This window comes from Leucobacter chromiireducens (genome assembly GCF_003917135.1).
In the GTDB taxonomy this organism is placed as follows: domain Bacteria; phylum Actinomycetota; class Actinomycetes; order Actinomycetales; family Microbacteriaceae; genus Leucobacter; species Leucobacter chromiireducens_A.
The window spans coordinates 1-12,003 of sequence record NZ_RPDI01000049.1 but is presented as its reverse complement, the minus strand read 5'-3'; the positions used below and the strand labels follow the sequence as shown (position 1 = coordinate 12,003).

Here is a 12,003-nt window from a genome sequence, read left to right as displayed (position 1 = left end):
CGGGCGGGATCGCGCGCGCGGCCGCGCCCCGCAGCGCCGCACGCGGCGCGTGTCGCGCTCCGACATCGTGCGCGCGCTCGACGAGACCGAGCTGCTGCCTGCGATCGTGTTCATCTTCAGCCGCAACGGCTGCGACCAGGCGGTGCGGCAGTGCCTGTTTGAGGGGATCACGCTCACCACGCGCGAGGAGCGCGAGGAGATCCGGCGGATCGCGCGCGCCGAGGTACGCGACATGAGCGAGGAGGAGCGCAAGGTGCTCGGCGTCCGCGAGTGGCTCGCGGGGCTCGAGCGCGGGGTCGCGGCGCACCACGCCGGCCTCCTGCCTGCGTTCAAGGCCGTCGTGGAGCAGCTGTTCCAGCGGCGCCTCCTGAAGATCGTGTTCGCCACGGAGACGCTCGCGCTCGGCATCAACATGCCGGCGCGCGCCGTCGCGATCGAGCGGCTCGACAAGTTCAACGGGGAGCAGCGCGTGCCCCTCACCTCGGGCGAGTACACGCAGCTCACCGGCCGCGCAGGCCGGCGCGGCATCGACGTCGAGGGCCACGCGGTGGTCGTGTGGAGCGACAGCGTCGAGCTTGAGGAGCTCGCCCACCTCGCCGGTGCGCGCTCGTTCCCCGTGAAGTCGAGCTTCCGCCCCACCCCGAATATGGCGGTGAACCTGCTGCAGCGCATGTCCGAGGAGCAGGTGCGCGAGATGCTCGAGCTCTCGTTCGCGCAGTTCCAGGCGGACCGCGCGGTCGTCGAGCAGGCGCGCGAGCTGCGCGCCGCGCAGGACTCGCTCGCCGGCTACGACGCCGCGGTGCAGCGTGCGCGCGGCTCCGACAAGCAGCGCTGGGAGGATCGCGCCAGAAAGCTCCGCCGCAAGATCGAGCGCGGTAGGCGCCAGGTCGCGGCGCGCACCGGCACGATCGCGCGCACCTTCGATCGGGTGGTGGAGCTCTTGCTCAACCTCGGCTACCTCGAGCGCGTCGCCGGCGAGCCGCAGGTGACGCTCCCCGGCGAGCTGCTGCGCCGCATCTACGGCGATCGCGACCTGCTCGTCGCCGAGTGCCTGCGCTCCGACGCGTTCCGCGGCCTCGACGCGGCCGGCCTCGCCGCGATGTGCTGCGTGCTGAGCTACGAGCCGCGCCGCGACGACGAGGGCTCGCCGCGGCTGCCGGGCGGCGCGGCCTTCTCGGCGGCGCTCGATCGAGTGCTCGACACCTGGGTGGAGCTCGACGACCTCGCCGAGCGGCTCCGCCTGCCGCGCAGCGAGATGCCGCACGCCGGCCTCGCCGGGACCATGCACGCGTGGGCGTCCGGGCGCCCGATCGAGCGCGTCCTCGAGGAGAGCGGGATCGGCGCCGGCGACTTCGTGCGCTGGGCGAAGCAGACGATCGACCTGCTCGACCAGGTGGCGCAGGCCTGCGAGACCGCCGTGCGCGTTGGGCTCGACGAGGATCGGCTCGGTGAGCTCGCGAAGCTCGCGCGCGAGGCGAAGCGCGGGGTGCGCCGCGGCATCGTTGAGGCGTCGAGCACGTCATGAGCGGTGGAGACGACGCGCGGCCAGCGCACCGCAGGCTGCCGATCTGGGTCGGCCTCGTCGCCGCTGCGGCCGGCGGGCTGCTGCTCGACGCTGCCGGCCAGGGGCTGGGCTGGTGGCCGCTGGCGCTGCCTGCGGTGGCCCTCGTCCTCGGCGCCGTGTGGCAGCAGGGCGCGTGGCGCGGAGCGCTCCTCGGCGCGGTGGCCGGGTTCGCGTTCTGGGGCCCGCACATCTCGTGGCTGACGCTGTACCTCGGCCCGGTGCCGTGGGCCGGGCTGAGCGCGGTGATGACGGCGTGGTTCGCACTGCTCGGTGCGGCAGCCGGGGCCGCAACGGCCGGTCTCGCGCGGCTGCCGTGGCTGCGTGCGCGGGCCGGCGCCCTGCTCGCGGCGCAGGCGCTCACCGTCACCGGGCTGTGGGTCGCGCGCGAGGGCGTGCAGGGCGTGTGGCCGTACGGCGGCTTCGCGTGGGGTCGCGTCGCGCACACGCAGGCGAGCGGGGTGTTCGCCGAGTCCGTGTCCTGGCTCGGCTTCGCCGGCCTGAGCGGGGCGCTCGTCGTCGCCGCAGCGCTCGTGGTCGCCGCGCTCTTCCTGCCGCGCGGGATCGCCGAAGCGCGTCCCAGGCGGCGCGGCGTCCGTTGGCTCTCGGTGGGTGCGGCCGCCGCGGTGCTGCTCGGCCTCGCGGTGCTGCCGGCAGCCCCGCTCGCCGAGACTGGCACGCTCCGCGTCGCGGGGGTGCAGGGCAACTCGAAGTCCGGGATCTTCGACGATCGCGAGTCCGGCGACGTGTACCGCGATCACGTGACCGCGACCGAGCGCGTGCTTGATGAGCTCGAGGCTGCCGGCGAGTCCGTTGATCTGATCGTGTGGCCGGAGAACAGCGCGGAGTTCAATCTGCCCGGCACGCCGCTGCGCGGCATGGAGGTCGCGAAGCTCGCGAAGCGCGCAGGCGCCCCCATCGTCGCCGGCTCGGTGCTGCAGGATCCCGATGGCACGTACACGAACAGCGCGATCGTGTGGGGCCCGGACGGCGCAGCCGGGCAGCGCTACGACAAGCGCTTCCCCGTCCCGTTCGCGGAGTACATGCCGAACCGCGACTTCTTCCACGCGCTCGCGCCGGATCTCGTCGACCTCGTGCAGCTGGAGTACGCGTTCGGGCAGCGCCCGGCCGCGTTCGATATTGAGACCGCCTCGCGCGCGGTTCGTGTGGGGCTGGCGATCTGCTTCGACATCACGTTCGATGCGCACGCCGAGAGCCTGGTGCGCGGGGGCGCTGAGGTGATCCTCGCGCCGACGAACAACGCCGACTTCGGGCGCACCGACGAGAGCGCGCAGCAGCTCGCGATCGCGCGGCTGCGCGCCATCGAGACGGGCCGCGCGCTCGTGAACATCTCAACGGTGGGCACGAGCGCGGTCGTCGCGCCAGACGGGAGCGACCTCGACGCGCTCGTGCCGCACACCGCTGGTGCGCTCGTCGCCGAGGTGCCCCTCGTCACGGGGGAGACCCCGGCGCTGCGCTGGGGCGCGCTGATCGCCGGCGGCTGGATCCTGCTCGGCGGCGCCGGCCTGGTGCTCGGGAGCTGGGCTGGNCGCGCTGATCGCCGGCGGCTGGATCCTGCTCGGCGGCGCCGGCCTGGTGCTCGGGAGCTGGGCTGGCTACGAGCCGCGGCGGGCCCGGAGGAGCTGAAGCCGCTCCTCGAGCAGCTCCTCAAGCTCCTCGCGCGAGCGGCGCTCGATCAGCATGTCCCAGGGCGTGCGCTGCGAGGACTCCTTCTCCTCGAACTCTGCGCGCGCGGTGCGGCCGGCCTCGTCGTCGAGGAAGCCCAGCTCGCCGCTGCGCTGATCGGTCCACTCGGCCGGCGGCTCGGCGTCGGCGTCGAAGAGCACCGTAAAGCGGTTGCCGCGATCGGTGAGGTACTCGACGGGGCGGCGCGGGGAGAGCTCGACGCCCTCCTCGCCCTGCAGGCTTGTTGCGCCAATTCGCGTGCCGCGAAGTGTTCGATCGGCCATTGGTGGACCTCCTCGCATGCGGGGCACGCCCTCGACTCGCACCCCTGCTGTGTTTCGCAGCCTACTCGCTTGGGGCGTCGCCGGGAACCCCATGCCAGCAGATGAGGAGCTCCTCCACTACCCTTGAGGAGTTCACTTCGTCGATATGAGGAGCACTTGTGACCCAGATTCTTGAGCCGGGCAGCCTGTCCGGTCGCCGCGCACTCGTCACCGGATCGTCCCGCGGTGTGGGTGCCGACACGATTCGGTACTTCGCCGAGGCTGGCGCCGACGTTGTGGTGAACTTCCGCAACAAGGCGCCGCGCGCCGAGAAGCTCGCCGCGGAGCTCCGCGAGCTCGGTGTGCGCGCGCTCGTGCAGGGCGCCGACCTCACCGACGCTGCGTCGCTCGCCGGCATGATGGCGGCGGTCAAGGAGGAGTTCGGCGGTCTCGACATCCTCGTCCTCAACGCGTCCGGCGGCATGGAGAGCGGCATGGCGGAGGACTACGCGCTGCTGCTCAACCGCGACGCGCAGCTCGCCGTGCTCGACGCCGCGCTGCCCCTCATGTCCGAGGGCGGCCGCGTCGTCTTCGTGACGAGCCACCAGGCGCACTTCATCCGCACCACGCCGACCATGCCGGAGTACGAGCCGGTCGCGCAGTCGAAGCGCGCCGGTGAGGACGCGCTGCGCGAGCGCATCCCGGCGCTCGCCGAGCGCGGCATCGAGTTCGTCGTCGTATCGGGCGACATGATCGAGGGCACGGTCACCGCGACCCTGCTGAACCGCCTGAACCCCGGCGCCATCGAGGAGCGCCGCGAGCAGGCCGGCCGCCTCTACAACGTCGCCGAGTTCGCCGCCGAGGTGGCGCTCGCTGCGGTCGAGCCCGTGCCGGCTGACCACACCCGACTCGTCGGCGACACGGCGAGCTTCGGCGGCTGATCGCGATCCTGATCTGACGGGAATGGGCGGGCAGAGTCCCGTCCGCATTCACGCCGGAGTTCGATAGTTGGAACACCACTGTGCGGTGTTGTGACTATCGAACTCCGGCGTTTGTGCGTTTCCGACACCCGCGATTTCGCCGGGGAAACGATTGTGTTTCAGGCGTGTTACAGGCGCTCGCGCTGTGCGGTTCCCGTAACATCTGGCCGCACGATGTGCGGCAAATATGCAAGTTCTGCCGAATGGGCAAAAGAAGCTGCGTGTCGGTGGTCATTTTGCCGAAGAAAGTGGTGCTAGATTCGAGAACCCGTCGAACGAAAGGTCTCAGATGAGCGCACTTCCCGGCACCGGTGTGCCCCCCGCGGCGGGCCTGTACGACCCAGCGAACGAGCGCGATGCCTGCGGCCTCGCCTCCGTGATTTCGCTCACCGGAGCCCCGCGCCACGAGATCATCACCCTCGCACTCGAAGCACTCGAGAACCTCGAGCACCGCGGCGCGGTCGGCTCTGACGCTGGCACCGGCGACGGCGCCGGGATCCTGAGCGAGATCCCGCACGACTTCCTCCGGGGGGAGCTCGCCGCCGCGCACCCCGAGCTCTCGCTGCCGGAGCCGGGGGGCTACGCCACGGGCCTCGCGTTCCTGCCGCAGACCTCCACCGAGCGCCAGGCGGTGAAGTTCCGGATCGGGGCCATCGCCGCGGAGGAGGGGCTCGCCGTGCTCGCCTGGCGGCCGGTCGCCGTGCACCCCGAGGCGCTCGGCGCGTCCGCGCGGGCAGCTGCGCCGACCATCGAGCAGCTCGTGCTCGCCCCGGCAGGGGGAGCCGCGCTCGACACGATGCTGCTGGAGCGCCGCGCGTTCCGCACGCGCAAGCGGATCCAGCACGAGACCGGCTGCTACCTGCCATCGCTCTCGGCGCGCACGATCGTCTACAAGGGCATGGTGACCACGCTGCAGCTGCCGGCGTTCTACCCCGAGCTCAGTGACGAGCGCTTCTCGTCGCGCTTCGCGATCGTCCACTCGCGGTACTCGACGAACACGTTCCCCTCGTGGCACCTCGCGCAGCCCCTCCGGCTCGTCGCCCACAACGGCGAGATCAACACCGTGCGCGGCAACCGCAACTGGATGCGCGCGCGTGAGGCGCAGCTCGAGAGCGAGCTGCTCGGCGACGTGCGGCAGCTGCTGCCCATCTGCTCTCCGGGCGGCAGCGACTCGGCGAGCTTCGACGAGGTGCTCGAACTCCTCGTCATGGCCGGGCGCTCCCTGCCGCACGCGCTCGCGATGATGGTGCCGGAGGCCTGGGAGTCCGAGACCGGGCTCGCGCCGGAGCTCGTCGACTTCCTCGAATACCACTCGCTGCTCATGGAGCCGTGGGATGGCCCGGCCGCGATGATCGCGACCGACGGCACCGAGGTGGTCGCCCTCCTCGACCGCAACGGCCTCCGCCCGGGGCGCACGCTCGTCACCACCGACGGCCTCCTCGTCATCGCGAGCGAGACCGGCGTGCTCGATGTGCCACCGGAGCGCGTGGCGCACCGCGGCCGCCTCCGCCCGGGGCGCATGCTGGCCGTCACCCTCGAGACGGGGCAGATCCGCGAGGACACCGAGGTGAAGGCCGAACTCGCGGCGAGCGCACCCTGGGGCGCCTGGCTCGACGAGGGCCGGATCCGGCTCTCGGAGCAGCCCGAGCGCGAGCACCTCGTCCACCCGCCGGCCTCGATCACGCGCAGGCAGCGGACGTTCGGGTACACGGAGGAGGAGCTGCGGCTCGTGCTCACCCCCATGGCGCGCGACGGCATCGAGCCGCTCGCCGCGATGGGCACCGACACGCCGATCGCCGCCCTCTCGGAGCGCCCGCGCCACCTCCACGACTACTTCGTGCAGCAGTTCGCGCAGGTCACGAACCCGCCGCTCGACGCGCTGCGCGAGGAGCTCGTGACGAGCCTCCGCGCCGGCATGGGCCCGCAGGAGAACCTGCTCACCCAGTCGGCGGGGCACGCGCGCCAGGTGGTGCTCGACTTCCCGGTGATCGACAACGACGCGCTCGCGCGGATCCAGCACTTCGGCGACGATCCCGAGCGCGAGCGCGCGGTGACGATCCGCGGGCTGTACCCCGTCGACTTCGAGGCGCGCGGCCTCGCCGACCGGCTCGAGGCGATGTGCTGGGAGGCGAGCGCCGCGATCGAGGCGGGCGCAGAGTTTCTCATCATCTCCGACCGCGACTCGAACAAGGATCTCGCGCCCGTGCCGTCGCTGCTCGCGGTGTCGGCGGTGCACCACCACCTGATCCGTGAGGGGCAGCGCATGCGCGTCGCGCTCATCGCGGAGTCCGGCGATGTGCGCGAGGTGCACCACGTCGCCACGCTCATCGGCTACGGCGCAGCGGCCGTGAACCCCTACCTCGCCATGGAGACCGTCGGGCTGCTCGTGCGCGACGGCTCCATCACGGGGATCACGGAGACCGAGGCGATCGCGCGCTTCATCACGGCGCTCGGCAAGGGCATGCTCAAGGTGATGAGCAAGATGGGCATCTCGACCGTCGCCTCCTACTGCGGCGCGCAGACCTTCGAGGCGCTCGGCCTCTCGCAGCAGCTCGTCGACCGCTTCTTCACCGGCACCGCGACCCGGCTCGGCGGTGTGGGGCTCGACGTGCTCGCGGCCGAGGTCGCCGCGCGTCACCGCGCGGCGTACCCCGACGACACGGCGCCGCTCGCGCACCAGCGCCTCGACACGGGCGGCGAGTACCGGTGGCGGCGCGGCGAGGAGCCGCACCTCTTCGATCCGCAGACGATCTACAAGCTGCAGCACGCCACCCGCACGGGGCGCCGCGAGATCTTCGCCGAGTACACGGCGCGGGTGAACACGCAGGCCGAGCGGCTCATGACCCTGCGTGGGCTCTTCCGCTTCGCGCCGCAGCGGCCGCCCGTGCCGCTCGGCGAGGTGGAGCCGGTCTCCGAGATCGTGCGCCGATTCGCCACCGGGGCGATGAGCTACGGCTCGATCTCGCCGGAGGCGCACGAGACGCTCGCGATCGCGATGAACCGGCTCGGCGGCAAATCGAACACCGGCGAGGGCGGCGAGAGCGAGGAGCGGCTCCTCGATCCCGAGCGTCGCAGCGCGATCAAGCAGGTCGCGTCCGGGCGCTTCGGCGTGACGAGCATGTACCTCACGCACGCCGACGAGATCCAGATCAAGCTCGCGCAGGGCGCGAAGCCAGGCGAGGGTGGACAGCTGCCGCCAGGCAAGATGTACCCGTGGATCGCGCGGACGCGGCACTCGACGCCTGGCGTCGGGCTGATCTCCCCGCCGCCGCACCACGACATCTACTCGATCGAGGACCTGAAGCAGCTGATCTTCGATCTGAAGCGCGCGAACCCCGAGGCGCGCATCAGCACGAAGCTCGTGGCGCAGAGCGGGATCGGCCCCGTCGCCGCCGGCGTCGCGAAGGCGCTCTCCGACGTGATCCTCATCTCCGGCCACGACGGCGGCACCGGTGCGAGCCCCATGAACTCGCTGAAGCACGCCGGCTCGCCGTGGGAGCTCGGCCTCGCCGAGGCCCAGCAGACGCTCATGCTCAACGGGCTGCGCGAGCGCGTGGTGCTGCAGGCCGACGGCCAGCTGAAGACGGGCCGCGACGTCGTGATCGCCGCGCTGCTCGGCGCGGAGGAGTTCGGCTTCGCCACCGCCCCGCTCGTGGTGTCCGGCTGCATCATGATGCGCGTCTGCCACCTCGACACCTGCCCCGTCGGCGTCGCGACCCAGAACCCGGAGCTGCGCGAGCGCTTCACCGGTCAGGCCGAGCACGTCATCAACTTCTTCCGCTTCATCGCCGAGGAGGTGCGCGAGATCCTCGCGGAGCTCGGCTACCGCACGCTCGCCGAGGCGGTTGGCGACACCGCAGCGCTCGACGTCGACGAGGCGATCGCGCACTGGAAGGCGTCGGGGCTCGACCTCAGCCCTGTGCTGCGCGGGCCGCAGTTCGATGAGGCCGCGCCGCGCACGCACGGGCGGGCGCAGGAGCACGAGCTCGACGCGCACTTCGACGTGTCGGTCATCGCCGAGGCCGCGGCCGCGCTCGACGGCGACGGGCCGCTGACGCTCACGCGCGCCATCCGCAACGTGGATCGCGCCGTTGGCACCCGCCTCGGCCACGAGGTGACGAAGCGCCACGGCGCAGCCGGCCTCGCGCCTGGCACGATCGCGCTCGCGCTCACCGGCTCGGCAGGGCAGTCGCTCGGCGCGTTCCTGCCACGCGGCATCTCCCTCACGCTCACGGGCGATGCCAACGACTACGTCGGCAAGGGGCTCTCCGGCGGTGAGATCGCGATCCGCGCGCCGCGTGCGAGCATCGACGCTGCGCGGGATCGCGGGGTTGCCGGTGAGTCTGGCACCGCCGGCACCGGCAACGTCATCGCGGGCAACGTGATCGGCTACGGCGCGACGAGCGGCTCGCTCTGGATCGCCGGCGTGGTCGGCGAACGATTCCTCGTCCGCGGCTCCGGCGCGACGGCGGTGGTCGAGGGGACCGGCGACCACGCGCTCGAGTACTTCACGGGCGGCTTCGCGCTGATCCTCGGCCCGACGGGGCGCAACCTCGGCGCCGGCATGTCCGGCGGCGAGGCCGTGGTGCTCGACCTCGATCCCGCGCACGTGAACGCGGCGGAGCTCGCGTCCGGCGCGCTGCTGCTGCAGCGGCTCGGCGGCACCGGGGGGCCGGGCGACGCCGAGCTGGCGAGCGCGCGCGACCGCGCGGCGCTCCGATCCCAGATCGAGGAGCTGCTTCGCGGGCACCTCGCGGCGACCGGCTCGGCGCGCGCCGGCGAGCTCCTCGCCGCCCTCGCGGCAGAGCCGGACGCCGTGCTCGCGCGATTCACGCGGGTGATCCCGCGCGGCTACGCACGCGTGCTCGAGATTCGCGAGCGCGTGAGCGCCGGCGGTGCCGAGCCAGACGACGAGCGTATGTGGAACGAGATTTTGGAGGCGAGCCATGGCTGATCCGCACGGATTCCTGCAGGTGCGTGAGCGCGAGCTCACCGCGAAACGACCGGTCGCGATCCGACTGCGCGACTGGCGCGAGGTCGTCGATCCCGCCGACCCGACGCTCGTTGCGCGGCAGGCGTCGCGCTGCATGGACTGCGGCGTCGCGTTCTGCCACCAGGGCTGCCCGCTCGGGAACCTGATCCCCGAGTGGAACGACCTCGTGCACCGCGAGCGCGGGCGTGAAGCCATCGAGCGGCTCCACGCGACGAACAACTTCCCCGAGTTCACCGGGCGCGCGTGCCCGGCCCCGTGCGAGTCGGCGTGCGTGCTCGGCATCAACCAGCCGGCCGTCACGATCAAGCAGATCGAGAACAGCATCATCGACGAGGCGTTCGCGAACGGCTGGGTGCAGCCGCAGCCGCCCGCGCGGCTCACCGGCAAGACGGTCGCGGTCGTCGGCTCCGGCCCGGCCGGGCTCGCCGCCGCGCAGCAGCTCACGCGCGCCGGGCACACGGTCGCCGTGTACGAGCGCGACGAGGTGCCAGGCGGCCTGCTCAGCATCGGCATCCCCGACTTCAAGCTCGAGAAGGCGCTCGTCACGCGGCGCATCGAGCAGCTGAAGGCCGAGGGGACGCGCTTCCGCTGCGGGATCGAGATCGGGCGCGACATGAGCTGGGGCGAACTGCGCCGCCGCTTCGACGCCGTGGTGGTCGCGACGGGGGCCACCCTGCCGCGCGATCTGCCGATCCCCGGGCGCGAGCTCGCCGGCGTGATCCCGGCGATGACCTTCCTGAGCGCGGCGAACCGCGTGCAGGCTGGCGTGCTCGACGCGAGCCCGTTCGACGCGGCAGGCAAGCACGTCGTCGTCATCGGCGGCGGCGACACCGGCGCCGACTGCGTCGGCACGGCGCACCGGCAGGGCGCGCGATCGGTGACGAGCCTCGCGATCGGCCGGCGGCCGGGGGAGACGCGCAGCGACGCGCAGCCCTGGCCGACGCACCCGACGCTGTTCGAGGTGAGCAGCTCGCACGAGGAGGGCGGCGAGCGGCGCTACCTCGCCTCGACGGTCGAGTTCCTTGCCGCCGTTGCCGGTGACGGCGCCGAGGCGGCTGACGCTCCCGCGGTGCGCGCGCTCCGGGTCGCCGAGACCGGATTCACCGAGCGCGGGCGCGAGCCGATCCCCGGCACCGAGCACGTCATCCCGGCCGACCTCGTGCTCATCGCGATGGGCTTCACGGGGCCGGAGGACGTCGTCGACCCGGCGTTCGAGCTGCAGCGCGACGCGCGCGGCGGCTTCGCGCGCACGAGCGACTACGCCACCGACGTGCCCGGCGTGTTCGTCGCCGGCGACGCCGGCCGCGGCCAGTCGCTCATCGTGTGGGCGATCGCCGAGGGCCGCGCCGCCGCCGCCGCCGTCGACCGCTTCCTCACCGGCGACACGGTGCTGCCCAGCCCGGTCGGCGCGCACGAGCGGCCGATCGCCTGATATTCCGACGCGTGCATGGACGCGGGGAATAGGGTGAGCGCCACCCCGGTTTTCTCGGGGGAGGCCGTGAGCTTCGCGACCGGCAACGACGAAAGGACAGTGGCATGACCAGAGTGACGGTGATCGGGGGCAGCGGCTACGCCGGCGCCCACATTGCGGAGGCAGCGGCGGTGCGCGACCTCGAGGTGACGAGCGTCAGCCGCGGTGAGGTGGCCACGCAGCTCGCCGGGGTGAAGTACACGACGGGCTCGCTGCTCGACGCGGCGGACCGCGCGCGCATCCTCGCCGGGGCGGACGTCGTGGTGGTTGCCGCCGCCGCGCGCGGCGACATGGCCGGCGCGCTGCGCCCGGCGATTGCACAACTCGCCGCGGAGGCCGACGCCGCCGGCGTGCGCATCGGCGTGGTGGGCGGCGCAGGATCGCTGCGGCAGCACGAGGGCGGTGACCTCGTGATGAACGGGGCGGACTTCCCCGACGAGATCAAGCCGGAGGCCAGCGAGATGGCCGGCGTGCTCGACGACCTGCGCGCCACGCCCGAGTCGCTCGACTGGTTCTACGTCAGCCCGGCCGGCTCGTTCGGGCCGTGGGCCGCCGGCGAGTACACGGGCGAGTACCGGGTGGGCGGCGACGTGCTGCTCACCGACGCCGCGGGGGAGTCCGCTATCTCCGGCGCGGACTTCGGTGTCGCCGTGGTCGACGAGATCGAGGCGCCGGCGCACCGCCGCGCGCGCTTCACCGTCGCGTACTAGGGACGCGCGGGAACTTCAGGCGAGTCTGATCCAGATTGGCGTTCCTATCCGGATCAGACTCGCTCTGATGTGTGGGGGATGCGGGCTGGCCCTACCCTAGAGGGATGGAATCTGCTCTGCTCGCCCGCCTCCGCGCCGACCTCACCGCGGCCGACTTCCGCGCAGCCCCGGTGACCGCGCTGCTCGGGGAGCTCGCCGACAGAGCGCGCCAGCGCGGCGTCTTCACCCCGGCGCTCCGCGCGCTCGCGGCACGCGAGCCGAGCGCCGTGGCAACGCTCGCGCGCGTGTTCCTGCTCGGGGTGGCGGTTCCGGCCGCCGAGCTCGACGCCGCGCTGCCCG

The 12,003-nt window shown here is 72.6% G+C and carries 7 protein-coding genes and 1 pseudogene; 7 read left to right on the top strand and 1 reads right to left on the bottom strand.

The genetic code is table 11. From position 1 onward, the window contains the following. Both EGM46_RS13955 and lnt read left to right on the top strand, forming a co-directional pair. A partial coding sequence (locus EGM46_RS13955) for a helicase-related protein (RefSeq protein ID WP_346773395.1) occupies positions 1-1,525 on the top strand: 1,525 nt, incomplete at its 5' end. Beyond that, a pseudogene (gene lnt, locus EGM46_RS13950) lies at positions 1,522-2,955 on the top strand (apolipoprotein N-acyltransferase); the annotation flags it as partial. The gene EGM46_RS13955 and the pseudogene lnt, both read left to right, overlap by 4 nt. A gap of 222 nt (positions 2,956-3,177) precedes the next feature. On the opposite strand, the gene EGM46_RS15060 reads toward lnt, so the two are convergent. Beyond that, a complete protein-coding gene (locus tag EGM46_RS15060; protein ID WP_241156364.1) occupies positions 3,178-3,531 on the bottom strand; it encodes an RNA polymerase-binding protein RbpA in 354 nt (117 codons plus the stop codon). Positions 3,532-3,689: 158 nt separating this feature from the next. Here EGM46_RS15060 and EGM46_RS13945 point away from each other — a divergent pair, with 158 nt between their 5' ends. From EGM46_RS13945 to EGM46_RS13925, 5 genes are all read left to right on the top strand, one after another. Further along, the gene (locus tag EGM46_RS13945; RefSeq protein WP_125100735.1) at positions 3,690-4,451 is read left to right on the top strand and encodes an SDR family oxidoreductase; all 762 of its coding nucleotides are present in this window, start codon (positions 3,690-3,692) and stop codon (positions 4,449-4,451) included. 328 nt (positions 4,452-4,779) lie between these two features. After that, entirely contained in the window at positions 4,780-9,444 is a 4,665-nt protein-coding gene (gene gltB / locus EGM46_RS13940) for a glutamate synthase large subunit (protein ID WP_125100734.1), read from the top strand. After that, positions 9,437-10,915, top strand: a complete 1,479-nt coding sequence (locus tag EGM46_RS13935) for a glutamate synthase subunit beta (RefSeq protein WP_125100733.1) — start codon at positions 9,437-9,439, stop codon at positions 10,913-10,915. The genes gltB and EGM46_RS13935 overlap by 8 nt, the downstream gene beginning before the upstream one ends. A 104-nt stretch (positions 10,916-11,019) precedes the next feature. Further along, positions 11,020-11,664 (top strand): NAD(P)-dependent oxidoreductase, encoded by a 645-nt coding sequence (locus EGM46_RS13930; protein WP_125100732.1) that lies wholly within the window; start codon positions 11,020-11,022, stop codon positions 11,662-11,664. A 104-nt stretch (positions 11,665-11,768) separates the two neighbouring features. Beyond that, positions 11,769-12,003 (top strand): DUF7059 domain-containing protein (locus EGM46_RS13925; protein WP_431194091.1); only part of this gene is annotated, 235 nt, incomplete at its 3' end.